The sequence below is a fragment of the Polaromonas sp. UC242_47 genome, assembly GCF_044452385.1.
Classification (GTDB): Bacteria; Pseudomonadota; Gammaproteobacteria; order Burkholderiales; family Burkholderiaceae_C; genus Polaromonas.
On record NZ_JBIOAO010000002.1, the window covers coordinates 138,705 to 164,741 of the forward strand.

At 63.3% G+C, this 26,037-nt stretch carries 25 protein-coding genes and 1 pseudogene; 14 read left to right on the forward strand and 12 right to left on the reverse strand.

The window, feature by feature from the left end; genetic code table 11:
- Window positions 1–99: 99 nt before the first annotated feature.
- The 3 genes from ACHMXK_RS21400 to cutA all read left to right on the forward strand — a co-directional run bounded on the left by ACHMXK_RS21400 (window position 100) and on the right by cutA (window position 2,719).
- The gene (locus ACHMXK_RS21400) at window positions 100–912 is read left to right on the forward strand and encodes a creatininase family protein (RefSeq protein ID WP_397442700.1); all 813 of its coding nucleotides are present in this window, start codon (window positions 100–102) and stop codon (window positions 910–912) included.
- A 95-nt stretch (window positions 913–1,007) separates the two neighbouring features.
- Entirely contained in the window at window positions 1,008–2,351 is a 1,344-nt protein-coding gene (locus tag ACHMXK_RS21405) for a PQQ-dependent sugar dehydrogenase (RefSeq protein WP_397442701.1), read from the forward strand.
- Window positions 2,352–2,374: 23 nt separating this feature from the next.
- A complete protein-coding gene (gene cutA / locus ACHMXK_RS21410) occupies window positions 2,375–2,719 on the forward strand; it encodes a divalent-cation tolerance protein CutA (protein WP_397442702.1) in 345 nt (114 codons plus the stop codon).
- A gap of 3 nt (window positions 2,720–2,722) precedes the next feature.
- Here the strand turns inward: cutA and ACHMXK_RS21415 are convergent, their stop codons facing one another.
- Entirely contained in the window at window positions 2,723–3,403 is a 681-nt protein-coding gene (locus ACHMXK_RS21415; RefSeq protein ID WP_397442703.1) for a histidine phosphatase family protein, read from the reverse strand.
- A 236-nt stretch (window positions 3,404–3,639) separates the two neighbouring features.
- Between ACHMXK_RS21415 and ACHMXK_RS21420 the strand changes: the two genes are divergently transcribed.
- From ACHMXK_RS21420 to ACHMXK_RS21430, 3 genes are read left to right on the forward strand one after another with little or no spacing between them, the layout of a single operon-like run.
- Window positions 3,640–4,650, forward strand: coding sequence for a uroporphyrinogen decarboxylase family protein (locus tag ACHMXK_RS21420; protein WP_397442705.1), 1,011 nt, complete (start codon window positions 3,640–3,642; stop codon window positions 4,648–4,650).
- Between the two features lie 47 nt (window positions 4,651–4,697).
- A complete protein-coding gene (locus tag ACHMXK_RS21425) occupies window positions 4,698–5,681 on the forward strand; it encodes a Bug family tripartite tricarboxylate transporter substrate binding protein (protein ID WP_397442706.1) in 984 nt (327 codons plus the stop codon).
- Between the two features lie 4 nt (window positions 5,682–5,685).
- On the forward strand, window positions 5,686–6,564 hold the full coding sequence (locus tag ACHMXK_RS21430) for an NAD(P)-dependent oxidoreductase (protein ID WP_397442707.1): 879 nt from the start codon (window positions 5,686–5,688) through the stop codon (window positions 6,562–6,564).
- 47 nt (window positions 6,565–6,611) lie between these two features.
- Here ACHMXK_RS21430 and ACHMXK_RS21435 read toward each other — a convergent pair whose 3' ends face one another.
- Both ACHMXK_RS21435 and ACHMXK_RS21440 read right to left on the reverse strand, forming a co-directional pair.
- Window positions 6,612–7,679 (reverse strand): PLP-dependent cysteine synthase family protein, encoded by a 1,068-nt coding sequence (locus tag ACHMXK_RS21435; RefSeq protein WP_397442708.1) that lies wholly within the window; start codon window positions 7,677–7,679, stop codon window positions 6,612–6,614.
- A gap of 3 nt (window positions 7,680–7,682) precedes the next feature.
- Window positions 7,683–8,081, reverse strand: a complete 399-nt coding sequence (locus ACHMXK_RS21440; protein WP_397442709.1) for a Rid family detoxifying hydrolase — start codon at window positions 8,079–8,081, stop codon at window positions 7,683–7,685.
- A 213-nt stretch (window positions 8,082–8,294) separates the two neighbouring features.
- Here ACHMXK_RS21440 and ACHMXK_RS21445 point away from each other — a divergent pair, with 213 nt between their 5' ends.
- Complete coding sequence (locus ACHMXK_RS21445; RefSeq protein ID WP_397442710.1) at window positions 8,295–9,224, forward strand: LysR substrate-binding domain-containing protein; 930 nt, start codon at window positions 8,295–8,297, stop codon at window positions 9,222–9,224.
- On the opposite strand, the gene ACHMXK_RS21450 is transcribed toward ACHMXK_RS21445, so the two are convergent.
- From ACHMXK_RS21450 to ACHMXK_RS21490, 9 genes and pseudogenes are all read right to left on the reverse strand, one after another.
- On the reverse strand, window positions 9,221–10,213 hold the full coding sequence (locus ACHMXK_RS21450) for a threonine dehydratase (protein ID WP_397442712.1): 993 nt from the start codon (window positions 10,211–10,213) through the stop codon (window positions 9,221–9,223). The two genes, ACHMXK_RS21445 and ACHMXK_RS21450, sit on opposite strands and share 4 nt — an antisense overlap.
- On the reverse strand, window positions 10,210–10,848 hold the full coding sequence (locus tag ACHMXK_RS21455) for a LysE family translocator (RefSeq protein WP_397442713.1): 639 nt from the start codon (window positions 10,846–10,848) through the stop codon (window positions 10,210–10,212). The genes ACHMXK_RS21450 and ACHMXK_RS21455 overlap by 4 nt, the downstream gene beginning before the upstream one ends.
- Window positions 10,849–11,562 carry a VOC family protein gene (locus ACHMXK_RS21460; RefSeq protein WP_397442714.1) on the reverse strand — a complete coding sequence of 238 codons (714 nt, stop codon included), beginning with the start codon at window positions 11,560–11,562 and terminating at the stop codon, window positions 10,849–10,851.
- Complete coding sequence (locus tag ACHMXK_RS21465) at window positions 11,559–12,494, reverse strand: PhzF family phenazine biosynthesis protein (RefSeq protein WP_397442715.1); 936 nt, start codon at window positions 12,492–12,494, stop codon at window positions 11,559–11,561. Before ACHMXK_RS21465 ends, ACHMXK_RS21460 begins: the two co-directional genes overlap by 4 nt.
- A gap of 38 nt (window positions 12,495–12,532) precedes the next feature.
- Window positions 12,533–13,153, reverse strand: a complete 621-nt coding sequence (locus tag ACHMXK_RS21470; protein WP_397442716.1) for a glutathione S-transferase family protein — start codon at window positions 13,151–13,153, stop codon at window positions 12,533–12,535.
- Window positions 13,154–14,378, reverse strand: a pseudogene (locus tag ACHMXK_RS21475) (PLP-dependent aminotransferase family protein). It lies immediately after the preceding gene.
- A gap of 33 nt (window positions 14,379–14,411) precedes the next feature.
- Complete coding sequence (locus ACHMXK_RS21480; protein WP_397442717.1) at window positions 14,412–14,741, reverse strand: DHCW motif cupin fold protein; 330 nt, start codon at window positions 14,739–14,741, stop codon at window positions 14,412–14,414.
- Window positions 14,738–15,670, reverse strand: coding sequence for a DMT family transporter (locus tag ACHMXK_RS21485; RefSeq protein WP_397442718.1), 933 nt, complete (start codon window positions 15,668–15,670; stop codon window positions 14,738–14,740). The genes ACHMXK_RS21480 and ACHMXK_RS21485 overlap by 4 nt, the downstream gene beginning before the upstream one ends.
- Window positions 15,667–16,278 carry a LysE family translocator gene (locus ACHMXK_RS21490; protein WP_397442719.1) on the reverse strand — a complete coding sequence of 204 codons (612 nt, stop codon included), beginning with the start codon at window positions 16,276–16,278 and terminating at the stop codon, window positions 15,667–15,669. The genes ACHMXK_RS21485 and ACHMXK_RS21490 overlap by 4 nt, the downstream gene beginning before the upstream one ends.
- A 109-nt stretch (window positions 16,279–16,387) precedes the next feature.
- Between ACHMXK_RS21490 and ACHMXK_RS21495 the strand changes: the two genes are divergently transcribed.
- From ACHMXK_RS21495 to ACHMXK_RS21525, 7 genes are all read left to right on the forward strand, one after another.
- Window positions 16,388–17,824: a PLP-dependent aminotransferase family protein gene (locus ACHMXK_RS21495; protein WP_397442720.1), complete on the forward strand. Its 1,437-nt coding sequence runs from the start codon at window positions 16,388–16,390 to the stop codon at window positions 17,822–17,824.
- Window positions 17,825–17,864: 40 nt separating this feature from the next.
- The gene (locus ACHMXK_RS21500) at window positions 17,865–18,221 is read left to right on the forward strand and encodes a VOC family protein (RefSeq protein ID WP_397442721.1); all 357 of its coding nucleotides are present in this window, start codon (window positions 17,865–17,867) and stop codon (window positions 18,219–18,221) included.
- A gap of 165 nt (window positions 18,222–18,386) precedes the next feature.
- Complete coding sequence (locus ACHMXK_RS21505; RefSeq protein ID WP_397442724.1) at window positions 18,387–19,421, forward strand: LacI family DNA-binding transcriptional regulator; 1,035 nt, start codon at window positions 18,387–18,389, stop codon at window positions 19,419–19,421.
- Window positions 19,422–19,628: 207 nt separating this feature from the next.
- Entirely contained in the window at window positions 19,629–20,591 is a 963-nt protein-coding gene (locus tag ACHMXK_RS21510) for a Bug family tripartite tricarboxylate transporter substrate binding protein (RefSeq protein WP_397442725.1), read from the forward strand.
- Window positions 20,592–20,601: 10 nt separating this feature from the next.
- Window positions 20,602–21,936, forward strand: coding sequence for a glucarate dehydratase (gene gudD, locus ACHMXK_RS21515; protein ID WP_397442726.1), 1,335 nt, complete (start codon window positions 20,602–20,604; stop codon window positions 21,934–21,936).
- An 821-nt stretch (window positions 21,937–22,757) separates the two neighbouring features.
- A complete protein-coding gene (locus tag ACHMXK_RS21520) occupies window positions 22,758–23,264 on the forward strand; it encodes a hypothetical protein (protein ID WP_397442727.1) in 507 nt (168 codons plus the stop codon).
- A 107-nt stretch (window positions 23,265–23,371) separates the two neighbouring features.
- Window positions 23,372–26,023, forward strand: a complete 2,652-nt coding sequence (locus ACHMXK_RS21525) for a beta strand repeat-containing protein (RefSeq protein WP_397442728.1) — start codon at window positions 23,372–23,374, stop codon at window positions 26,021–26,023.
- The last annotated feature ends 14 nt before the right edge of the window (window positions 26,024–26,037 follow it).

The window sequence follows — 26,037 nt, forward strand, 5'->3', positions numbered from 1 at the left end:
CTACTGTCTTAAGCAAGCCACCGACGCAGCGTGATGCCTTAAAGAATCAGCAAACCACGTCTGCAACCCGACGCCACAGAATGGCCCCAAAATACACCCATGAACCCCGCGCCTCAACCCTTCGCTTTCCCGCACTTCTGGGCCGACCTCAAAAGCCCGGACTTTGCCCGCCTCAATGCCTCGGCCACCATCGCCGTGTTGCCGGTCGCTGCGATCGAGCAGCATGGCCCGCATCTGCCGCTCAGTGTGGACACCGATTTAGTCAACGGGGTGATTGCGTATTGCCTGCCGCATCTGGATGGCGCGCCGGTGCTGTTTTTGCCGACACAAACCGTGGGTCGCAGCATTGAACATGTAGCTTTTGCCGGCACCCTGACACTAGGCGCGGCCACCTTGATTCAAAGCTGGGTGGATATCGGTGAATGTGTGGCGCGCACCGGCATTAAAAAACTGGTGCTGCTCAATGCGCATGGTGGCAATGTCTCCACGCTGGACATTGTGGGCCGCGAATTACGTGCGCGTTTTGGCATGACGGTGTTGATGGTCAACACCTTCAGCCTGCCCTTGCCGGCACCCGTGAAACAGTTGTTTGGCGCCGGTGAAGAGCGTTTTGGGGTGCATGGCGGCGATGTTGAAACCTCGATGATGCTGGTACTGCACCCGGAAAAAGTGGATATGACGCTGGCGCAGGATTTTCATTCGAGCAGCCAGGACCGCGCGCAGCACTACGCGATTCTCGGCAATGGCAGCAGCGCCAAACTGGCCTGGGCGGCGCAAGACCTCAACCCCGAGGGTGCGGCCGGCAATGCGGCGGCGGCCACGGCCGACAAAGGACTGGCCGTGCTGCAGGCCAGCGGCTTGGCACTGGCGACCCTGTTGCAGGAAATCGGCCGGCTGGACCCGCTGGCCTGAACTGACAAGCTCTTGGCTGACACCAGATGGCCCCGGCCTGTGTCACAGTGATGCGGAAGGCGGCCTTGTCGGCACGTCGTGACAAAGGGCTCATCATGCGCATTTCCAGCACCCGTCGCTCCAGTCCCTCTCTTTTGGGCGCAGCCATCCTGGCTGGGCTGCTGGCGGCGGGGCTGAGCGCTTGTGGCGACACCTCCAAGTTGCCGCCCTCGGCCGATGTGGGTGCCAACCCGACGCTGCCCCCGCCGAACAAAACCCTGTTTCCGACGGTTCACATTGCCCCGGCCACCGGCTGGCCCCAGGGCGTGATGCCGCAGCCTATGGCGGGCCTGCGCGTCACGGCATTGGCCGCCGGCCTGGATCACCCGCGCTGGGTTTATGTCTTGCCCAACGGCGACGTGCTGGTGGCCGAGAGCAACAAGCCGCCCAAGCCGGAAACAGGGTTCAGTTTTCGGGGCTGGGTGATGGGCGTGGTGATGAAACGGGCCGGGGCCGGTGTGCCCAGCGCCAACCGCATCACCTTGCTCCGCGATGTGGATGGTGATGGCCAGGCCGAAACCCGCACGGTGTTTTTGCAGGGTTTGAATTCACCTTTTGGCATGGCCTTGGTCGGCAAGGAGCTGTTTATTGCCAATGCCGACGCCCTGGTCAAAGTGCCTTACGAAGATGGTCAGACCGCCATCAGCGCCACGCCGGTCAAGGTGGTGGATTTGCCGTCAGGCATCAACCACCACTGGACCAAAAACGTGATGGCCAGCCGTGACGGCAGCAAGCTTTATGTCACGGTGGGCTCCAACAGCAATGTGGGTGAAAACGGCATGGACGCCGAGGTGGATCGCGCGGCCATTCTCGAGGTCGATCCCAAAGCCGGGACACGCCGCGTGTTCGCCTCTGGCCTGCGCAACCCCAATGGCCTGGGCTGGAGCGCCGATGGTACGCTCTGGACGGTGGTCAACGAGCGCGACGAAATCGGCAGCGACCTCGTGCCCGACTACCTGACCTCGGTGAAGGACGGCGCTTTTTACGGCTGGCCCTACAGCTACTACGGGCAAAACGTCGATGCCCGCGTGCAGCCGCAGCGGCCGGAGCTGGTGGCCAAGGCGGTGCCGCCCGACTACGCGCTGGGTTCGCATGTGGCGCCGCTGGGCATGGTTTTTTCGGAAGGCCAGGCCTTGCCTGCGTCACTGGCCAGCGGTGTGTTTGTCGGCGAACACGGCTCCTGGAATCGCAAACCGTTCAGCGGCTACAAGGTGGTGTTTGTGCCCTTCGCGGGCAACAAACCCTCGGGTCAGCCGGTGGATGTGCTGACGGGTTTTCTCAGCCCGGATGGCAAGGCCTATGGCCGGCCCGTCGGTGTGGCCATGGATAAACGCGGGGCCTTGCTGGTGGCCGATGATGTGGGCAACGTGATCTGGCGGGTCAGCGCCAGCGCGCGGTAACCCGGGGCGTTGGCGGTCACCTTATGGAAACTATGGAAGCGCCTGATCCCTGCTGCGTGGTGATGACCAGCCTGGACAATGAAGCCGCTGCCGAAGCGCTGGCGCAAGAACTGGTCGAGGCGCAGTTGGCCGCCTGTGTGCAGGTCTTGCCGATCAGGAGTTTTTATGTCTGGCAAGGGGAAAGCCGGCGCGAGGCGGAATACCTGCTGCTGATCAAAACACGTGCGGCCTTGTACCCGGCGCTGGAAACCTTTATCCGGGCCCACCACCCTTACGACATACCCGAGCTGCTGCAGTTGCCGGTCACGGCCGGCTCGGCGGACTACTTGCAGTGGTTGCGCGCGGGGACGCGGGGCGATGCGGTTTAGGGCTCAGGAATACGTGATCCAGCTCGTATGTTCCGGCGCGTCCAGATGGGGCAAGGTGTTGTAGGTCACCAGCATGTGCCGCTTGGGTGTGAAGGCAAATTCGGTCACCGAGCTGTTGCGTATGCGCAGGTTCAACTCAATCGTGGCTTCCGGCGAGGTGCCCAGCACATGGCCCACGGCGGTCGAGATCGGCCCGCCGCTGGAGACCAGCAAGACATTGCCGGTGTGATTCGTTTTGATATCGTCCAGCACCGCGCTGATGCCCGCCACAAACTCGGTGTAGCTGGGCATGCCATGGGGGCTGACCACACCCGACATCCATTGCGCCAGACCGTCGCGCAACAGGCGGAAGTGGCTGCGGTACATCTCGGGGGAGGTTGGCTTTTCCAGCTTGTGCGGATGGATGGCGCCTATCACGGCGTGGCTGTCATATTCGTTCAAGCCAGCCCTGGCTTGGGCCTGCAAGCCAGCGTCCATGGCCTCACCCATGCCTTCACGTATTCCGGCCAGGGTGTTGATCTGGCGCTGCAAGGTGCCGGTGAAAACCGCGTCAAAAACCAGGCCCTTGTATTTGAAATATTCCCCCAGGCGCACGCTTTGCCGGTAACCCAGCTCACTGAGCACGTCGTAGTCGTCGGCGCCAAACGAGGCCTGGCCATGGCGCACGAGGTAAAGGGTTCCCATGCCCAAATTGTGGCGACAAGCCGGCAGGCATCCAGTCACCCCGGGGACGTTTTATGTCTGCACTAGCACTTTGGCGACATCTGTCCGGAATTTCTGCGTAGCTCGCATGCCTTCGATCGGCGGGGTGTGATGTGTCTTTGCGTAGTGCAAAAGCAGCCTTCGGAAGAACTCGTTTGTCTCTTGTTCGGGCTGGTGGGAGACTGCTTTCACATCAACCATTTGGCAAGAGAACCGTTATGAAAGCCCTGAACCACTGGCAGAGAATTGAAGCCGCGATCGCCGGCGAAACCACCGACCATGCGCCCGTTGCCCTGTGGCGGCACTTTCCCGACGACGATCTTTGCCTGGAGAAGTTGGTGGCGCACACGGTGGACTGGCAGAAAAAATGGGACTTCGATCTGGTGAAGTTCATGCCGTCCGGCACCTATGGCGTGGAAGACTGGGGGGCGACGACCGGTTACCGGGGTGCCGCCAACGGGGCGCGTGAAGTGATCAGGCCGGCTGTGCTTAGGACCGAGGATTGGGCACGCATCCGTCCCCTGGACGTGCTTGCGGGGTCTTACGGGCAGCAGAACCGGGCGCTGGCGGCGACCGCCAAGGCGCTGCGCGGTGCTGCGCCGCTGTTGCAAACGGTATTCAGCCCCTTGACCACCGCACGCAAGTTGTCCACCGACAGGATGCTGGCCGATCTTCGCTGCTCGCCGGACGCATTGCATCAGGCCCTGCGGGTGATCACCGACGTGACGATTGAGTTCGCGCTTAACGCCCTGGAGGCCGGCGCGGATGGCGTTTTTTTTGCGACGCAGCTCGCCTCCAATCGCATCCTGAATGCGCAGGAGTACGCGTGTTTCGGAAAAAAATACGACCTCGAAGTGTTGAATGCGCTGCGCGGCCGATCGCGCCTCAACATGCTGCACGCCCACGGCGACGACATCATGTTCGACCTGCTGGTGGACTACCCGGTCGAGATGTTCAACTGGCATGACCGGCTGACCAAACCTTCGCTCAGCGAGGCGGGTGCAAAATTTTCGCGGCTGCTGGTCGGAGGTCTGAACGAACACGGGACACTGCTCCACGGCTGGCCGGAAGACATCGAGCGTGAAATTCATGAGGCGCTCTCCCACAACGAAGGGCGCAGGCTCATGATTGGACCCGGCTGCGTCCTGCCGGTCGCCATCCAGGACCGGAGCATCCAGGCGGTCGTCAATGCCGTGCGCCTGCCGCACCGGCAACTCAGTTACGCTTGATCCATTTTCGCCTTGCATCTAACTTTCTTAACTCTCAAGGAATCTCCATGCGCCGACTTTTTTTGAACACCGTGTTAGGAGCCGCTGCGGCGGTGGGCTTGTTCTCGCCAGCGCTTGCCGAATCGTGGCCTGCCGCCGGGAAGACCATGCAGATCATTGTTCCGGCGCCCGGCGGCGGCGGGACGGGCGACACCATTGCACGCCTGCTGGCGGAACAGTTGACGACCCGCCTGAAGATGCCGGTGGTGATTGACAACCGGGGTGGTGCGAATGGCAACATTGGTGCGGTGGCTGCCGCAGGTGCCACACCCGACGGCTACCGGCTGCTGTTCTCCTGGGCCGGAACGCTGGCGGTCAACCCCAGCCTCTACCGCCATCTGCCTTTCGACCCGCGTCGCGACTTCGAACCGATCGCCCTGGTCGCTGACGTGCCCAACATCATCGTCGTCAACAACGCCTTGCCCGTGAAGGATGTGGCCGCGCTGATCGCCTATGCCAAAACGCGACCGGGTCAGTTGAACTTCGGCTCCACCGGCAACGGCAGCTCGATGCACCTGGCTGGCGAACTGTTCATGCGTGAGACCGGATCCAGGCTGGTGCATGTGCCTTACAACGCGCCTGGCCTGGCGACCACCAACCTCATTGCGAATGACATCCAGATGATGTTTCAGCTGGTGCCCGGCATTGTGGGCCAGGTCAAAGGCGGGAATGTCCGGGCGCTCGCCGTGATGTCGGCATCCCGCTCGCCCGCGTTGCCGGATGTGCCGACCTTGGCCGAATTGGGCTACCCCAAACTGTTGTCGTCGACCTGGTTCGCGTTGCTGGCGCCCAAGAACACCCCGCCAGCCATCCTTGATCGCCTCAACACCGAGGTCAACGCCGTGCTGGCGATGCCCGAGTTCAAGAAACGACTTGCTGATCTCGGTGCCGTGCCCATGGGCGGTTCACGGCAGTTGCTGGCCGACCATCTGAGCGCCGAAACCACCAAGTGGGGTCGCATCGTCAGCGAGGCCAAAATCCAGAGTGATTGACGTGATGACAGACCCCTACCTAACGAAGCGAAGCCTGGCGCAACAAGAGATCGGCTGGATCGGACTGGGGCGCATGGGTAGCCCGATGGCCCACCGCCTGCTGGCGGCGGGCCATCGGGTTTCTGTCTGGGCACGTCGGCCGGAAGCGGCCGCGTCGCTGCTGGCTGCCGGTGCTGGCTGGGCGGAATCGCCAGTCGCGCTGGCCAGGCGCTGTGGCCTGGTCGTGAGCATGTTGACGGGCCCCGACGACGTGCTGGCCTTGTACGAACAGATGATGCCTGCCGCCCGCCCAGGCACCGCCTTTGTCGACATGAGCACGGCAAGCCCGTCGATGGCGATCCAGCTCGCACAATGGGCCAGCCAGTCGGCGGTGGATGTGCTGGATGCGCCTGTGACCGGTGGTGTTGCCGGAGCGCAGCAAGGCACGCTCACGTTGTTCGTTGGCGGCTCCAGCGAGGTGCTGGCCCGCTGCCGGCCTGTCCTGGCCACGCTAAGCCAGCGGCTTGTGTATTGTGGTGAGGCCGGCGCGGGTTATCGCATGAAACTCATCAACCAGACGATGATGGCGGGCGCGCTGCTTGGCCTGGCGAACGGTGCGGCTATGGCGCGCGCCGCGGGATGCAGCGCTGACATTCTTCAAGAGGCCTTGGGAACGGGCACCGCCTCGGGCGCATTGTTCCATGCCTACCTGGGGCGGATGTTGTCCTTGGAGGGGCCGGAGACCTTTACCCTGGGCCTGCTGCGCAAGGACCTCTTGCTGGCTCGTGACGAATCACCTGCCGGCGCGCCAAGCACGGCGTTTCTGAGCTTGCTCCTGAGTCTGGTGGACGAGGCGTGTATACGTTTTGGTCCCGAGCGGGGCGTTCAGTTCCTGAGCGCCTGAGGTAAGGCTTGGCCACCGGCCTGGCTTGAGCCAGACCGGTGGCAGTCTTATGCCGCGGGCCAGATTCCCGTGCGGTAGGCATCCTCCACGCGTTGGGTGTAGGGCTGGATGTTGTAGTCGTTGGCCGCTAGCCAGGCATCGCTGTAATAAGTATCCAGATAGCGGTCGCCGGCATCACAGGCCAGCGTGACGATGGCACCAGCCTCGCCCCGCATGTGCATTTCACAGGCCAGTTGCAGGGCACCGTAGAAGTTGGTGCCCGTCGAGCCACCGTATTTGCGTCCCACCAGTCGCTCCAGGAAGCGCATGGCGGCGTAGGAGGCCGCGTTGGGAACGCGCAGCATGAGGTCGACCACGTCTGGAATGAAGGATGGTTCGACGCGTGGCCTGCCTATGCCTTCGACGTCGGAGCCGCGCTCGCTCACCGTGTCGGCATCGCGGTCCCTGTGGTAGTCGCAAAAGACGGAATGTTCCGGGTCCACCACACACAGCTCGGTGGCGTAGCCTTCGTAACGAATGTAGCGGCCTATCGTGGCTGAGGTGCCGCCCGTGCCCGCGCCCACAACCAGCCAGCGTGGCACCGCGTAGGGCTCGCCTTTCATCTGCTGGAAAATCGTCTCGGCAATGTTGTTGTTGCCTCGCCAGTCGGTTGCCCGCTCGGCGTAGGTGAACTGATCCATGAAGTGCCCCTTGCGTTCTTGCGCCAGCCGCTCGGCCTCCACATACATGCCCGCGGCCGTGTCCGTGAATTGGCAAGAGCCGCCGAAAAATTCAATTTGTGCCACTTTTGCCGGTGAGGTGCTGCGCGGCATGACGGCGATAAAAGGAAGGCCCAGCATCCGCGCAAAATAAGCCTCGGAAACCGCGGTACTGCCGGACGATGCCTCGATGATGGTGGTCCCCTCGGTGATCCAGCCGTTGCAAAGGCCATACAGAAAGAGGGATCTGGCCAGACGGTGCTTGAGGCTGCCGGTCGGGTGTGTGGATTCGTCTTTCAGGTAAATCCGGATGTCTGGCAAGGCAGGTGTTTCCACCAGGATCAGATGTGTATCGGACGAGCGCTGGAAGTCTCGATTCAGCCGTTCGATGGCATGGCGTACCCAGGTGCGTGACATTGTTTAGGTTCCTTGGGATGTTGAGGGGACGAGCGCGATGGCATCGATTTCGATCAGTGCCTGGCGCGGCAAGGTGGCCACGCCAACCACCGCCCGCGCCGGGTAGGGATGGCTGAAATGTGAGGCCATGTAGGTGTTGAGCGCGGGCGCGTGCGCGAGGTCGGTCAGGTAGACTGTCAGCTTGGCGATGTGGGCCAGTGACGCCCCGGCAGCGTGTGCAACAGCACTCAAATTATTGAAGACGCAGGCGATCTGCGCCTCAATGCCCTGGGCCAGCGCCATCGTTTTTGGATCCAGTGGAATCTGGCCCGAGAGATAAACCGTGTTGCCGGCCTGAATGGCCTGCGAATAGCTGCCGATGGCGGCTGGCGCTTCCTGCGTGATGATCGGATGGAGAGACATGTTGCCTTTGAGTGATTTGAAACCGTGTTAAGTCGAACTCCCCGTACTGTGCCAAGGGGGCGAGGGCGCGAGTCACTGCTCAGCTTTGGCGAAAAACCTCATGGTCTTGTACCGATGATGCCTTCAGCGAATCGCGATGCCTAGAGTTTTCCATAGCCCGGGAGAGCCGGCAAACGAGTTTTATCAAAGCCTCTCTTTGTGGAGCACGAACGCATGCGCTACGACCTGATTGACCTCAAGTTGTTGGTGGCGATCGCCGATGCCGGTAATGTCTCGCGCGGTGCGGCCGCCTGTTTTTTGGCGCCATCGTCGGCCAGCTTGCGTATCAAACACCTGGAGGAGAGCCTGGGGACACAACTCTTCACGCGCAATGCGCGGGGGGTCTCGCTGACGCGGGCCGGGCAGGTGATGCTGGAGCATTGCCGCCGTTGTTTTGCCGAACTGGAGCAGATGCACGCAGACCTCGTGCCTTATGCCGACGGGGTGCGGGCGCACGTCACCTTATTTGCCAACAGCAGTGCCATCGCGTCTTTTTTGCCTGACGATCTTGAGCTGTTTCTTCGCTCCCATCCCAGCGTACGTGTTTCTCTCGAAGAGCGGCTGAGCCATGACATCGTGACTGCCGTGGTCGAAGGCCGCGCGGATCTGGGTGTCGTGACCTGGGACGATGATCACCCGGAGCTGCTGTTCCGGCCATACCGCGAGGACGAACTGGTGGTGCTGGCACCGGTCTCCTTGAACATCGGCAGCCAGGGCGCGGTCTCATTGCGTGAATGCCTGGACCATCCCTTTGTCTCCATGGGCAGCGGCAGCGCCATTCACACCTTCATCATGTCGAAAGCGATCACGCTGGGGCAGCCCATGGATGTACGCATTCAGGTGGCCGGGTTCCCGGCGGTCGCGTCCCTGGTGAAATCCGGCGCGGGCATAGGCATCGTCCCCCGCTCGGTGATCAACAACCTGAAGGCTGAGGGGCTGCAGGTCCTGTCCTTGCAGGAACCGTGGGCGACGCGGCTGCTGCGGGTGTGTGTCCGCCGGGACGAGACGCGGCTATCGGCTTATGCAAGAGATCTCTGGCGTTTGTTGTGTAAAGACGGCAGCGAATCCGAAGCCCGCGATGAAGCGCCAGGCTGGCGGGCCTAGGTCGCGCCTAACACCCTGGAAAAAACGGGCGCATCCACATTGCCGCCGCACAGGGTGGTGCCCACGACCTGACCCTTGAGCTGGGCGCGTTCCCGCATGGCCGCGGCAAAGCTGGCCGCGCCCGCACCTTCGGCCACGTTGTGGGTGTCGGCATACAGGTCACGCATGGCCTGGGCGACTTCGTCGTCGCTGACTTGCACGATGTGGTCGATGTGTGGCAGCAGGATGTCCAGGGCCGAAGCATCGGCGATGCGGCAGGCCATGCCATCGGCCAGTTGCGTGGTTACCGGCGCTTCGACCACGCGGCCTGCGGCCAGCGAATCGGCATAGGTGGTGGCGTGGGCACTCACCACACCGACGATGCGCAAGCTGCGGCCTAACGCGAATTTGGCGGCAATCGCTGCGCAAGCGCCCGAGCCCTGGCCTATGGGCACATAAACCACGTCGAGCTGCGGCACCGCCCGCATGAATTCCCACCAGTAGGTGGCGACACCGCTGAGCAGGTCGGCATGAAAACTCGGCACCACGTGGGCGCCGCGTTCGGCGGCCAGGCGTATGGCGAACTCGCGGCTTTCCTGGAAGTCCTGACCGTGTTCGATCAGGGTCACGCCGAGAGCCCGCATGGCCGCATTTTTCTCCAGCGAATTGCCCTGCGGAACGACGATGGTGCAGGCCACACCGTGGGCACGTGCGGCCCAGCCTATGCTCTGGCCGTGGTTGCCGCGGGTGGCGCTGATGACCTCTTGCGGCAAGTCCCCGGCGTGTTTCAGCGCGTCGAAATAAGTCAGTCCGCCGCGTATCTTGAAGGCGCCGACCGGCGTGTGGTTCTCATGTTTGATCCAGCAGTCTGTGCCCAGGCGCTGGCTGGACAAGCCCCAGTGGTATTGCGGCGTGGCCTGGAACTCGCGGTAAACCACACGCGCTGCGGCTTCGATGTCCTGCAGCCCGGGCAAGCCGCGATCGGCTTCGCTGCGCAAAACGGCGCTCATGCGGCCACCCGCTTCTCGGTCAGCAGGCGGAGCGCCAGCAGGCCTAACACGGTGCCCATGACATAACGTTGCACCCGCATCCAGGCGATGTTGCGGTTCAGGAACAGCGCCAGGCCAGCGGCAAAAAAGATGATCAAGGTGTTGATGGCCAGGCTCACGCTGATCTGCACCGCGCCCAAGGTCAGGCTTTGCAGCAGCAGGTTGCCGCGCTCGGGGTGCAGAAACTGCGGGAAAAAGGATAAATAAAACATCGCCACCTTGGGGTTGAGCAGGTTGGTCATGAAACCCATCAGGAACAAGGTGCGCAACGGGTCGTGTGGCAAGTTGCGGGTTTCAAACGGCGAGAGCCCACCGGGCCGCACGGCCTGCCAGGCCATCCACAAGAGGTAGGCCGCGCCCAGCACCTTGATCGCGGTGAAGGCCATGGGCACGGCCAGCAGCAGCGCCGTCAGGCCAAAAGAAGCGGCCAGCAGATGCACAAGAAAACCCACGGCCACACCACCCAGCGAGATCAGGCCCGCGCCGCGGCCCTGGCACAAGGTGCGCGAGATGCAATAAATCATGTTGGGCCCGGGTGTGAGCACCAGGGCCAGTGCCACCAGTGCAAACCAGGCGAGTTCGGGCGCGGTGAGCATCTAGATTCCTTTGGATTCAAGTATCACGCGGCCGCGCGGCGTCTGCAGCGTCGCAATCAGGTTGGGCGCACCTGAGGTGACGGCCACATTCGTCAGCCCGATGGCGGCGTAGCCGGCCAGCAGTTTTTCGGGGCGCGGGTGGTTGACCTGCAGTGCTTCCAGCGTGACACCTGAAGGCGGCATCGCGTCCAGCGGATGGGCGGCCTGCGCCGGGTCTTCGCTGGGGTCGCCCCATTGAATCAAGGTCGGCAGGCCGCCATAAAAAAGCCGCTGGCCGTCGTCACGCACGGTGATGCGCCATTTCAGCAGCGCCTGCGCCGTCTGGCGTGAAGCCTCGACCACTTGGCCCCGATCCAGGCCGAGTGCCGCGAGGGCCTTCACGGCCGTCACTACGCCGGTGACGCTGGCGACAAAATGCACCAGTTGCGGCCCGTTCTTGGCCACGGCGGCTTGCAGCAGCTTGTCATCCATGTCGAACCAGCGCTGGGTGCCGGGCGCACGCGTCGGGATGATGCCGGGCTGGAGCGCAATGATTTCAAAATAGGTGCGTTTGTGCGACTGGCCGGCCACGCTGAACAGGCGGTTGTGTGTGCCCATCAACGGGTGTTCGCCGCCCGGCCCCGGCGTGATGCCCAGGGTGGCTTCGCACCATTGCAGCCCTTGGGCCAGGCTGTGCGCCACGACCACCAGGTGATCGACCTGGGCCGTGTTCATAACTCGACGTTGCCGTCTATGCAGGTGACCGATTCGCCGCCCACCCAGAGCTGGGTGCTGCCGTCGGCCGAGGTTTCGCGCGTCAGGGAGACGCGGCCGGCGCGGCCCAGGCAGGTGCCTTGCGCCGCCACATAACGTTCGGGCGCATGGCCTTCGGCCATCAGCCATTGCGCCAGGCTGGCGTTCAGGCTGCCGGTGACCGGGTCTTCCTGGATACCTATGGGTGCGGCAAAAGCCCGCACCTCAAAGTCGGCCGTTGCTGTGTCCGCTGGCGCCGCGGGTGCACGGCTGCCAAAGGCCCGCGCTTCGCGATTCGCGCGCGCTATCAAAACAGGAGCTTCTTGCGCAGTGTGGGTACCGGCTACGCCCACTTTTAGGCCAAGTTTTTTGAGCGCCAGGTGATCCGGCTCGAGTTGCAGCACGGTGTCGGCACCATCCAGCAGCAAACCCAGCCAGACCGGGCCGTTGTCCAGCAACTGGGCCGCCACGATGTGTTGCGCCTTCAGCCCCAGGGCGGCGGCGACCTGCGCCAGGACCACCGGGCTGGGCGCGGATCGTTTGAGCGGCGGCGCGGCAAACGCCAGGCGTTTGCCTTCGCGCCGTATCGCCACCAGGCCGACCTGGCATTGCTGCACGATGTGATCCTTGCTCTTGGGCTGGCCGCCGGCCTGCAGCCAGGCGTGGCAACTGCCCAGGGTCGGGTGGCCGGCAAAAGGCAACTCACCACCCGGCGTGAAGATACGCACCTGGTAGTCGGCCGACGGGGCGGTAGGCGGTAACACAAAGGTGGTTTCCGACAGGTTGGTCCACTGCGCAAAACGCTGCATGGCCGCGTCGTCCAGGCCGCTGCCGTCCAGCACCACGGCCAGCGGGTTGCCGAAATAGGGCTGGTCGGTGAACACGTCGACTTGTTTGAAGGGGCGGGTTGGCATGGCGTGCGATTCGCTGGTTAATGCGCTTGTTAAAAAGATCAGCTTAGCGCCAGGTCCAGCACACCTTTGCTGGCTTGCCGTGCGCAGATGTTGGCGTACCAGCGCTCGATGGCCGGCCGGCTCTGGCGCGGCTGCGGCAGGCCGAACCAGCGGTGCACCTCGCAGGCGATGGGAATGTCGGCCATGGTGAAATGCTCGCCGGCCATGAAAGCGCGCTGCGCCAGATGGCTCTCCAATGTGCTCATCAGTGACTCGACCGCCGCATTCGACTCGGCGATCAACGCGGGATTGCGTTGTTCGGCCGGGGTGCGTATCAGTTGCCAGAAGCTGGGGCGGCTGGCCGGGTTCAAGCTGGTTTGTTGCCAGTCCATCCAGCGCTCGGCGTCAAAACGTTCACGCAACTCGGTGGGGTACATCTGGCCGAACGAATGTTTGGCGCACAGGTAACGCACGATGACATTCGACTCCCACAACACATAACCCTCGTCTTCAATCACGGGCACCAGCGAGTTCGGGTTGAGCCGCATGTAGTCGGGCGTCTTGACGACGCCAAACAGGCCGCCGGCCTCGGTGCGCTGAAAGTCCAGCCCCAGTTCCTGCGCCGTCCACACCACTTTCTTGACATTGATGGAGCTCATGCGCCCCCAGATCTTGAGCATTTATTTGGCCCCCACACTTTCTGCGGCGCGTGCTGCGCCGGCCTGTACGGGGCGGTTTTCGCGGATCGCCGCGGCCAGGGCCGCGATGCCCAGGTTGATCTGTTCGCTGCTGGCCGTGACAAAGGACAGGCGCAAGGTGCGTTCGTCGGCCTGCTCGGCGTAAAAGGCGGCGCCGGGCACAAAAGCCACGTTTTTGTCGACGGCTTTGGGCAGCAGGTCCACCGCGCTCATGCCGGCCGGCAAACGGGCCCATAAAAACATGCCGCCGGCGGGGGGTGTTCCAGCTCACGCCTTCTGGCATTTCGCGTTGCATGGCGGCCAGCATGGTGTCGCGTTGTGACTTGTAGAGTGCGCGTATGGTCGGCACATGGCGGTCCAGGAAGCCGCCCTTCATCACATCGGCCACCATGCGCTGGTTAAAGCCCGGGCTGTGCAGGTCGGCCGCCTGTTTGGCCTGCAGCAGCTTGGGGTAAAGCGACTTGGGCGCGACCATGAAGCCCAGTCGCAGACCCGGCGCGAGCACCTTGGAAAACGAGCCCAGGTAGACGCAGCCTTCCGGGTTGCGCGCCGTCAGCGGCAGTGGCGGCGCTTCGTCAAACCACAGGTCGCCGTAGGGGTTGTCTTCAACCAGGGGCAGGCCCAGGCGGGCGGCTTGCTCGCTCAGCGCGGCGCGGTGCTGCTCGCTCATGGTGCGGCCGGTGGGGTTCTGGAAGTTGGGCAGCACATAAAAGAAACGCGCGCCGGCGGCTTTTTTGGCCAGATCGGTCAGGTCCACACCTTGTTCGTTGCTGGCCACACTCACGATGTCGGGCTCCATGGGCGTGAAGGCCTGCAGCGCGCCCAGGTAGGTCGGTGTTTCCACCAGCACCCGGCTGCCCGCGTCGATCAGGATTTTGGCGATCAGATCCAGGCCTTGTTGCGAACCGGTGGTGATCAGCACCTGGGCCGGATCGACCTCCCACGGCAGCATGGCCGCCACCATCTCGCGCAGCGGCGCATAACCTTCGCTGGCTGCGTATTGCAACGCGGCATGGCCGTCTTCGCGCAACACCTTGTCACAGGCCTCGCGAAAAGCGCTGACCGGAAAGGTTTTGGGCGAGGGCAGGCCGCCAGCAAAACTGATGATGCCGGGTTTTTCGGTGACCTTCAGGATCTCGCGGATCACCGAAGGGTTCATTTTTTCTGCGCGCGCGGCCAGGGTCCAGGGCGTGTTGGCTTTTTCCATGTTTTTCTTTCTCGTCGTTTGTCTGTATGTCTGTCAATCCACAATGAACAGTTTCGCACCTTTGGGCGCGGTTGAGCGATGGGCTTCGGCCTGGTCGGCGACCTGGTAACTCATGCCGGGTGTCAGTGTGAAGCTGCGGCCGTCTTCCAGCTCGGTGTGTAATTCGCCTTCCAGACACAGGAGGATGTGCCCCTTGCTGCACCAGTGGTCGGAGACATAACCCGTGCTGTATTCGACCATGCGAACCCGGATGTCGCCAAACTGCTGTGTGCGCCAGAAGGCCTGGCCGGCGAGCGCCGAATGTTCGGTGCGCTCCATCGTGGACCAGTCGGTGGTGCCGAAGGGGATGTGGCTGATGTTCATGTGGCTTTCTGCAAAGTGGCGGTGTAGACAGGCATTTTCTTGCCCATAAACACGGTGGCGATCACGGCCAGGGCAAAACCCAGGGTCACGGCATCCAGGCGCTCGCCGAGCAAGGGCAGGGCAAACAGCATGGACAAAAACGGTTGCACCAGTTGCACCTGGCTGACACGCACCGTGCCGCCCAGGGCCAGGCCGCGGTACCAGGCAAAAAAGCCTAGCCACATCGAAAACACCGCCACATAGGAGAAGCCCCACCAGGCGCTGGCCTTGAGCGGCACCTGCGGCCAGCTGAAAACCGTCAGCGGCAGGCTGAGCGGCAGTGACAGCAGCAGCGCCCAGCAAATCACATGTTCGGCCCGCATGTGCTGCGACAGCCGCGCGCCATAGCCGTACCCGACGGCCGCACACAGGCAGGCCGCAAGCAGCAGCAGATCGGCCCAATGAATCGACAAACCACCCGCGCCATTGCCAGAGCGCAGCATGGCAAAGACCACCACCAGCACACTGCCCAGAACAGCGCAGCCCCAGAAGCCGGCCGACGGGCGCTGGCGGTGCAACAGCGCGCCCACGGCGGCGGTGGCCAGTGGTAACACGCCGAGAATCACGCTGGCATGCACGGCTTCGACATAACGCATGGCGATGGAGGTCAGCAGCGGAAAGCCGAACACCACACCGCCCGCCGTGATGGCCAGCGGCCACCAGTCCTGGCGCCGGGGCAGGGGCGCACGGGTGCTCAGCAAGAACACGGCCGACAGCGCGGCCGCCACCACGGCCCGCCCCATGGCGATGAAGAGGCCAGACATTTGCGGCGCCTCGGCGGTGCCGACGGCCAGGCGCGTCATCGGCAGGGTGAGCGAAAAAATAGCTATGCCCAACAGGCCCAGCCACAGGCCCTTGTTGATTTGCGCGGTGTATGGGGCGGGGCTCATATAAAAAGCATCCAGATCGCCGTGAGCACCAGCACGCATGCCATGCCGCGGTTGAACCACACCAGGCGCCGGCCACTGCCCAGCGGACCGGACAACCACTCCCGCAGCAGCGAGCCGGCCAACGCATACGTGAGGTTGCTGACAAAGGCATAAGCCAGCATGACGGGCAACACCACGGCAAAACGCAAGGCCGCTTCCTCGCGCCCGGCAATCCAGCCGCTGACAATCGCCAGTGCCAGCATCCAGGCCTTGATGTTGACAAACTGCAGCGCCGCGCCTTGCCAGAAGCCCACGTTCAGGCGCGCCGCATCGGCCTGGCTGAGTTGGTGCGAACGGACAATTTTGGAGGCCAGCCACAGCAAATAGGCCACGCCCACCAGCTTGATGGCCCAGCTCAGCAGCGGCACGGCCAGCAGCAGGGCGCCCAGGCCCGCCGCACACAGGCTGAGCAACACGCCCCAGCCGACCGGGACGGCACAGACAAAAGGCAGGGCGCGACGCAGGCCGTGATTCGCCGCCAGGGCGGTCGAGAGGGCGGTGTTGGGGCCGGGCGAAAAACTCATCGCCGTGGCCAGCACCAGTAAAGCGGTGAACTCTTGCCAATTCATGGCATTGACTCTATAGTTGAAACCAGCACACTACCAATACAGTTATGCAGACAAAATTTCAAACTGTACTGTTTGTCTTGGCAACACAGCCCGTACCGAAGGCCTCGCCATGTTGTTGAAAGCTGCCTCCCAGTCCCTGACCGAACAACTCGCCGGGCGTTTTGCCGAACGTATCCGCAACCGCCTGCTGGCCTCGGGTTCACGCCTGCCTTCGGTGCGGCAATGTGCGCAGCAGCAGGGCGTGAGCGCCTCCACCGTGGTGGCCGCTTACGACAGGCTGCTGGCCCAGGGGCTGGTGGAAGCCCGCAAAAACCGCGGATTTTATGTGCGGGAAGTGGCTGTGGCCACCGATACACGGGCGCAATCAGCTATGAATTTGGTAGCGACGGCGAAGCCGTCCACGGGTTTCCAGCCGCAGCACAACCCGGTCAATGCCACCGCGCTGATACGCGGCATGTTTCACGGCAGCAGCGACAAGGCGCAGCCCGGCATGGGCGTGTTCCCCATGGACTGGCTGGAGACCAGCTTCATGCCCGCGGCCGTGCGCCGCGTCACCAGCGCCCGTGCGTTGCAGGAATTTTCGCTGAACTACGGCGAGCCGGCCGGCGACAGCGGCCTGCGCCAGGCCTTGTCAAAAAAACTCGCCAGCCTCAACATCCCGGCCGCGCCCGAACAAATCATCACCACCGTGGGCGCGACCCATGCCTTGGATATTGTCAGCCGCACCCTGCTGCGTGCCGGTGACTACGTGATGGTCGAGGAGCCCGGCTGGGCCATAGAGTTTGCGCGGCTGGCGGCCATGGGCATGCGTATCCTGCCGGTACCGCGCCGGGCCGACGGGCCGGACCTGGCCGTGATGGCGCGTTATTGCGAGGTGCATGCGCCCAAGCTGTTTGTCAGCGTCAGCGTGTTCCACAACCCGACCGGGTATTGCCTCACGCCCGGCAGCGCGCATCGCGTCTTGCAGCTCGCGAATACACACAACTTCCACATCGTTGAAGACGACACCTACAGCCACCTGGCGCCCGAACATGCGACGCGTCTGTGTGCGCTCGACGGCCTGCAGCGCACCGTGTACGTCAGCGGCTTTGCCAAGATCCTGGCGCCGGGCTGGCGTGTCGGTTACCTGGCGGCGCCGCCCGAGCTGGTTGAACGCCTGCTGGACACCAAGTTGCTGGCCACCCTGACCACCCCGGCCCTGCTGGAAAAAGCCCTGGCCTGGTGCATAGACCAGGGCCAGTTGCGCCGCCATGCCGAACGCATACGTACCCGGCTGGACATTGCCCGCGCCCGCAGCGTCAAGCTGGCGCTGGCGCATGGCTGCAGTTTTGCGGCCGAACCGGCAGGGCTGTTCGGCTGGGTCGAGACCGGCGTGGACACCGATGCGCTGGCGCAGCGCATGCTGGACGAAGGGTATCTGCTCGCGCCCGGCGCGCTGTTTCACGCGGCGCGCCAGCCCAGCACCCTGATGCGTATCAACTTTGCGACCACGCAGGACGCGGCCTTCTGGAAAGTCTTTGCCCGCCTTCGGGATGGCATGAAGTGAAAATCTGCAACGACACCATCACCGCATACAAGGTTTTGCCATGACGGACACAAGCCGGAACCACCGGATCGACAACATCGAATTCAACGTCGCGGACATCGCCCGTTCCAAAACGTTTTACGGCCAGGTGTTTGGCTGGACCTTCACCGATTACGGCCCGGCCTACAGCGAGTTCAGCGACGGCCGTCTGGCCGGGGGCTTCACCACGACGGCAGCCGTCAGGCCAGCGGGCGGCCCGCTGGTCATTCTGTATGCCGACGATCTGGTCGCAACCCAGCAGCGGCTGGAGTTGGCCGGGGCTGACATTGTCCTGCCGGTCTTTGCCTTTCCCGGTGGGCGGCGTTTTCACTTCAGGGACCCGGACGGTTATGAGCTGGCGGTCTGGTCGGCAGATTGAACGCCTGCGCTGGCTGGTTGCTCCAAAACTTTGGTCTTTTTGGTCGCTAGCCCTTTGGGGATGGGCGCAAGCAGCTATTAAATCAGGAGTAACTCGCGTGAACATCCGATCTGGCCTGTGCCTCGGCCATACCAATACGGGGCGCCACACACCTAGAATCCGGCGATGAACGACGAAGACAACACGCCGGCGCGGCGCAGCCGCCGGGGCAGCGGCGCGGTCACCCTGCATGACGTGGCCAGGCTGGCGGGGGTCGCGCCCATCACGGCTTCGCGCGCGCTGAACACGCCCGGCCAGGTCTCCAAGGCCTTGCTCGACAAAGTCAACGATGCGGTCGCCCGCACGGGTTATGTGCCGAATCGCATGGCCGGCGGTCTGGCCTCGGCGCGCAGCCGCCTGGTGGCCGCGCTGGTGCCCACCATCTCGGGGCCGGTGTTCATGGAAACCGTGCGTTCGCTCAACGAGGCCCTGGCGGCTCAGGGTTACCAGTTGATGTTGGGCCAGAGCGGTTATGCCGATTCGCGCGAAGACGCCTTGCTGGACGCCATCATCAGCCGCCGGCCGGACGGCATTGTGCTGACCGGCATCATGCATTCACCCGAGGGGCGCAAACGCCTGCTGGCCGCCGGCATCCCGGTGGTCGAAACCTGGGACCTGACACCCACCCCCATAGACATGCTGGTGGGGTTTTCGCATGTGGACGTGGGCCGCGCGGTGGTGGATTTTTTGTACGCCCGGGGCCGGCGCCGCCTGGCCGTGATCGCCGGTGACGACGAACGTGCCAAGCGGCGTCAGCAGGCTTTCCAGGCCGCGGCGCATGCCGCCGGTCTGGGCGAGGTGGCCGTGGTGATTGTGCCGGCGCCTACGACGTTGAAGCACGGGCGCAGTGCGCTAGCGGAGTTGTTGCAAACTTCGCCGGGCCTGGACGCGGTGTTTTGCAGCTCCGACCTGCTGGCCTTGGGTGTCATGACCGAAGCGCAGTTGCGTGGGGTCAAGGTGCCCCAACAACTGGCTGTGGTGGGTTTTGGCGACCTCGAGTTTGCCGCCGACCTGCAGCCGGCCCTGACCACCGTGCGTATCGACGGCATGGCGATTGGCCGGCAGGCCGCGCAATTTATCGTGGACAGAGCCGAAGGCCGACAGGTGGCGACGCGGGTGGTGGATGTGGGCTTTTCCATCGTCAGCCGCGACAGCACCTGAAGACCTCAGATTCCGGAGTTTCCCGTCTTGACTTTTAAAAAGGTAGCGCTACCATTTGCCTGTATGTGGTCGCACTACCTTGGCTTTTCCGCGTCAGGAATCAGCCGGTGCGCTTGCCGCAGTTGGGCTTCGCGTCCGGCCGCTGCTCCCCAGTTTTGAAAATCCGGCGCCCCACAAGCGCCATTTATCACCCCAGGAGACTTCCCCATGAAAAAACTGTTGACCGCACTCGCGATTGGCCTGGCCTTCAGTGCCGCCGTGCACGCCCAGGCCTGGCCGGCCAAATCCGTGACCCTGGTTGTGCCTTTCCCGCCCGGCGGCTCCACCGACACCGTGGCCCGCGCCATCGCCCCCAAGCTGACCGAAAAGCTGGGCCAGCCTTTTGTGGTGGAAAACAAGGCCGGTGCCACCGGCACGATTGGCGCGACGCAGGTCAAACGTTCGGCACCCGATGGCTACAACTTCCTGGTGACCTCGCTGGGCCCGCTGGTGATTGCACCGCACCTGATCCGCAACATGCCTTACGACACGCTGAAAGATTTCGACACCATCACCGTGGCCGTGCAAGCGCCCAATGTGCTGGTCGTGCCGGCCAAGTCGCCTTACAAAACCGTGGGCGCCCTGGTGGCCTACCAAAAGATCAATCCCGGCAAGATGTCGTTTGCCTCGTCGGGCAATGGCTCCAGCGACCACCTCACGGCCGAGCTGTTCTGGCAGCAGACCGGCACCAGCGGCACCCATGTGCCCTACAAGGGCGGCGCGCCGGCGATCACCGACTTGCTGGGCGGCCAGGTCGATGCCTCGTTCCAGAACATCAATGCCGTGTTGCAACACATCAAGTCCGGCAAGCTGACGGCGCTGGCCATCACCTCCGGCAAACGCTCGGCGCTGCTGCCGGACGTGCCCACGCTGGGCGAGGCCGGCATGAAAGACCTGGTGGTGTATTCCTGGCAAGCCGTGGTGGCGCCCAAAGGCCTGCCGGCCGACGTGCGCGCCAAGGCCCACGCTGCCATCGTCGCCGCACTGAATGACCCGCAGATCAAGCAGCAGTTTGTCTCGGTTGGTTTTGAAGTGGTCGCCAACACGCCGGAGCAGTTCGCCACCTTCCAGCAGCACGAATTTGCGCGCTGGAAGAAGGTGATCGAGACTGGAAAAATCACCATTGATTGAGCGAGCCGACATGCCCATGAACACCACTCCCCGTATCACCGCCTTGCGTGTGATCCCCGTCGCCGGCCGCGACGGCATGTTGTTAAACCTCAGCGGTGCACACGGCCCGTTTTTCACGCGCAACCTCTTGATCCTCACCGACAACGCCGGGCGCACCGGCGTGGGTGAGGTGCCGGGCGGCGAAAAAATCCGCCAGACCCTGGAAGATGCCCGCGACCTCGTGGTCGGCCAGCCCATAGGCGCGCACCAGCAGGTCTTGCAACAGGTGCAGCGCCAGTTTGCCGACCGCGATGCCGGCGGCCGCGGCCTGCAGACTTTTGATTTGCGCACCACCATCCATGCCGTGACGGCCATCGAGTCGGCCTTTCTGGATTTGCTGGGCCAGCACCTGGAAGTGCCGGTCGCGGCCTTGCTGGGTGAAGGCCAGCAGCGCGATGCGGTGGAGATGTTGGGCTATTTGTTTTTTGTTGGCGACAAATCCAAAACAAACTTGCCTTATGCGAGCGAGCCGGAAGCCAAGGACGCCTGGTCGCGCCTGCGCCACGAAAAAGCCATGACACCCGAGGCCATCGTGCGCCTGGCCGAAGCCGCGCACGAACGTTACGGCTTTAACGACTTCAAACTCAAGGGCGGCGTCTTGCGCGGCGAGGAAGAAGTCGACGCCATGCGCGCGCTGCATGAACGGTTTCCCGAGGCCCGCGTCACGCTGGACCCGAACGGCGGCTGGCTGCTCAAGGATGCGATCCGCCTGATGCGCGACATGCGCGGTGTGGTGGCTTATGCCGAAGACCCGTGCGGCGCCGAAGAAGGTTTCTCGGGCCGCGAGGTGATGGCCGAGTTCCGCCGTGCCACCGGTCTGCCCACCGCCACCAACATGATTGCCACCGACTGGCGCCAGCTGAGCCACGCGTTGTCGCTGCAGTCGGTGGATATTCCATTAGCCGATCCGCATTTCTGGACCATGGCCGGCTCGGTGCGTGTGGCGCAGACCTGCCGCGACTGGGGCCTGACCTGGGGCTCGCATTCCAACAACCACTTCGACGTGTCGCTGGCCATGTTCACCCAGGTCGGTGCAGCCGCGCCTGGCCGCGTGACCGCCATCGACACCCACTGGATCTGGCAGGACGGCCAGCGCCTGACCAAAGAGCCTCTGAAGATCGAAGGCGGCCTGGTGCAGGTGCCGAAAAAGCCCGGACTCGGTGTCGAGCTGGACATGGTCGAGGTCGAAAAAGCGCACCAGCTCTACAAACAACACGGCCTGGGTTCGCGCGACGATGCGGTGGCCATGCAAAGCCTGATTCCGGGCTGGAAGTTTGATCCGAAAAGGCCGGCCTTCGACCGCTGACAGGCAGGCGGGCCAGGGGTGTAACGCGCCCTGGGCCCTGCTTGTCCACGGGTGACAGCTTGACGCGTGTCCACCCGCAGATCCCTTGCCGTGGCGGCCGTGTTCGGTCGCCTTTGGGCTTGTTTCCGCAAGACATGTGGTGTGTCGAGATCAAGACCGGCGCAGCCATGCCCGGCATGACAGCTTGACTGGCAATGGGCGTCTGCCTCCGGGCCCAGTCCCAACCCCAACCCGGTGCGCCCCTTTCTTTGCAAGAAGGCCGGGTGACGCGACCTGAACGCCTGGTCGCCGGGTCTTCCAGGCCTCAGTCCGTCGCCAGCCCTGCGCCGCGGGCATAAAAACACCCCCCAGTCCCGTTCCGCTGATTTTTCGGCGGGAGACGTCGCTGCCCAGGCGCTGTCCGGCGGCTCGGCCTTGTGCCTGCTGGGTAAGCAGCTTTCAAACCTGAAACGGCTCCGAGTTCGGTCAGGCGTGCGCCGTGTTGGCCGGTTACGCGCTTGAATGCCTTGGCCCGGGGTTTCATTTTGGTTACAAATAGATACATTCAATCTTGTTGCACCAAGTCCGCCAATTCGTTGCGGATGAGCAAATTTTGGCGTCATCAAGCGTCATCTCAAGTAGCTGCTTATTCAACATTTGAGAGCTATTTCACGGAAGACGGCGTTTTTTGAGGCCTTGTGGCGTCCTCCCGCGCCACGTTGCCAAGTCTTTTTGGTCAAATAACACAAACTTACAAATAGCAGCAGTTTTGTCATCAAAAGGGCTTGATGGCGACGAAGTTGTAAGCAATCCAGCCCGGATTTTTAACCATTGGACCAGCCATGAAACAGATTTTGAATTTTTGTATTTTTGCGGTGAGCCTGGTGTTTGGCCATGCCGCGCAGGCGCAAACCACCCCCACCGTGACCTCCCAGATGGTCGCCCAGCAGGTGGACATGGTCGACGGCAAGCCGGTCTTGAAGCCGGCTTCCGAGGGCAAGTCAGGCGATGTTCTGCAATACAGCACCACCTACCGCAACACCGGCAGCGCCGCCGCCAGCAAGCTGCTGGCCACCATGCCGGTGCCTGTGGGTACTACCTTTATCGCCGGCAGTGCCAGCCCTGCGACTGCCCAAGCCTCGACCGACGGCACCACCTTTGCACCCATGCCGCTGACCCGCACGGTCAAGTTGGCCAATGGCAGCGAACGCCGGGAAGTGGTTCCTTTTGCCGACTACCGCGCGCTGCGTTGGGAAATCGGCTCCTTGCCAGCCGGCGGCACCACGGTGGTGAGCCTGCGGGTACGCATCGATTCACCCCCGGCGCCTACCGCCGCCGCCAAGCCGTGATCACGGCCCCGGTTCCCCGAGCAGTTTCGCCGGCCTTCACAGGCCTGCGATTTTCGCGTTTCTTGTTTGTTGATCCATCGTTGTCTTGAAGTCAGGAGAAAAGCCTCATGTATGCCAACCCCCCAAGTCAGCCGCCGTTAAGGCTGCCGCACTTTTTTACCCACTGGATGGTGGGACTGTTTGTTGCCTTCGCGTTGCTCATGGCAGGCATGGCCGCCCATGCGGCGCCGCCTCCGGCCGGCACGTCCATCAGCAACCAGGCCTCGGCCACGTATTCGGATGCTTCGGGTATCACGCGCACGGTGACCTCCAATGTGGTCCAGACCACGGTGCAGCAGATCGCGAGCCTGACGCTGGTTGCCAATGGCGCACAAAATGCGACGCCCGGCAGCGTGGTGTCTTATCCGCACACCCTGACCAACACGGGTAACGGCAGCGACAGCTTCAATCTGGGCGTTGTACACACCAGTGGCGGCTTCACCATGACCAATATGCAGATCTTTGCCGACAACGGCAGCGGTCAGCCGACGGGTCCTGCCCTCACGTCCAGCGGTCCACTGGCCGCCGGCGCGGTGTTCAAGTTCATCGTGCAGGGCACGGTGCCCGCCGCGGCAACGACGGGTTCGGCTGAAGTCATGACGGTCACGGCGACGAGTGTGTTCCCCGGCGGCGCGAGCGCAAGCAACACCGATACCACCACGGTGACCTCCAACGCGGTCGTGACGCTGAGCAAATCAGCCAGCGTTTCCAGTGGTCCTGCGGGCACGGCCATCACCTACACCTTGACCTATACCAACACCGGCAACAGCACGGCAACCGCCGTGGCCATCACCGACGTTCTTCCCGCAGGCCTGACCTACACCGCGGGCTCCGCACGCTGGAGCGCCACCGGCGCCACGGCGTTGAGCGACGGCGGCGGTTCCAGCGGTACAGCACCCAACACGCTGACCTCGGGCTATACCCTGGCCACCAAGACCCTGCTTGTGACGCTCAACCAGGTGACGGCCGGCCAGTCGGGCACCGTCAGCTTCGGTGTGACCGTGGCCGCGGGCACCGCGCCCGGCACGCTGAACAACACCGCCACAACGTCATACAACAATGGCGCCGCTACGGTGACAGGTTCGTCCAACACGGTTCCTTTCACGGTGCAGCAGATGGCTTTGGTGACGCTCACGGGCGACACAGTGGCCGGCCCGGCCGCGCCTGGTTCGCAGGTCAGCTTTACCAACACCGTGACCAACACCGGTAACGGCAGCGACACCTTCAACATGACGCTGAGCTCGGGCAATTTTCCCGCAGGCACCACCTTCCAGTTGTACAAGAGCGACGGAACTACGCCGCTGGTGGATACCAACGCCGACGGCACGGTTGACACGGGGCCTCTGGCCGCCGGCGCCAGCTACAACGTGATCCTGAAAGCCACCTTGCCGCCAAGCGCGACGAACACCGCCGCGCCATTCATCGTCGCCAAGACTGCCACGTCGGTGTTCGACCCGACCAAGTCAGCCAGCGCCAACGACACATTGACCGCCATCGCCGGCGCAAAGGTCGATCTCACCAATGATGCGGTGACTGGTGTTGGTGTTCCGGGCGTGGGCATTTTCCCGAATGGTGAAGCCGCCATTGTGAAATCCAATGCGGTCAACCCGGGTGCTTCGACGGTCTTCACCCTCGTGGCCAACAACACCGGCCCTTCGCCGGACAGCTACAACCTGGGCGCAAGCACGGTCAACACCTTCGCCAGCGTGACCCTGCCGGCCGGTTGGACCGTGAACTTCCGTGCTGACGGTGGTTCCAATAACTGCTCGACGATGGGGGCGACCATCACCAACACGGGTACCGTGGCCGCCAACGGCGCTGTCTTTGTTTGCGCGGTGGTCAGCGTGCCGGTGGGATCTTCGGCCGGGGTCACCGATTTGTACTTCCGTACCTTGTCGCCGACGTCGGGAGTTTCCGATACGGTGCATGATGCCGTGTCTGTGGTTGCGGTGCGCTCGATCACCCTCACGCCCAACGGCGCAGGTCAGACCTACCCAGGCGGCTCCTACGTGTACAGCCACACCTTGACCAACACCGGCAACGTGCTCGAAGGCAATGGCACGTTGAGCACGATGGCGCTGAGCGCGACCAACGCCCAGGCCGGCTGGACCTCCACGCTGTACTACGACGCCAACAACAACGGCGTGCTCGACGCGACCGATCCGCTGATCAGCGGCAACCTGAATGCTGTGGCCGGTCTGACTACCGGCCTGGCGCCCGGCGCAGCCATCACCGTGTTCAACAAGGTGATTGCCCCGAGCGGCGCCACGCCCGGTGCGGTGGATACCACGACCATCACGGTGACGACGAGCAACGTCGCCGGCGGCTACAGCACGACGGTCCCTGCCGTGGCAATCGCCACTGACAGCACCACGGTGATCGCCGGTAATCTGACCCTGACGAAGATGCAGGCATTGGATGCCTTCCCCTGCACGGGCACACCCGCCGGAGCCTATGCGCAGGGCAACCTGAGTGCTCTGCCGGGTCGGTGTGTGTTGTACCAGGTCACCGTGACCAATGTGGGCTCGGCCAACGCGACGGCTGTCGTCATCTCTGATTCGACGCCTAGCTACACGACGCTGAGCAGTGCGGCGGCCAGCACGGTGGGTACGGTGACCGGACCGGCCGTGGGTGCTGCCGGCACAGTCACGGCAACCATCGGCACCCTGACCCCCGGTCAGTCGGCTGTCGTGACTTTCGGTGTGAAGGTCGACAACTAATTCCGTCCTGACCT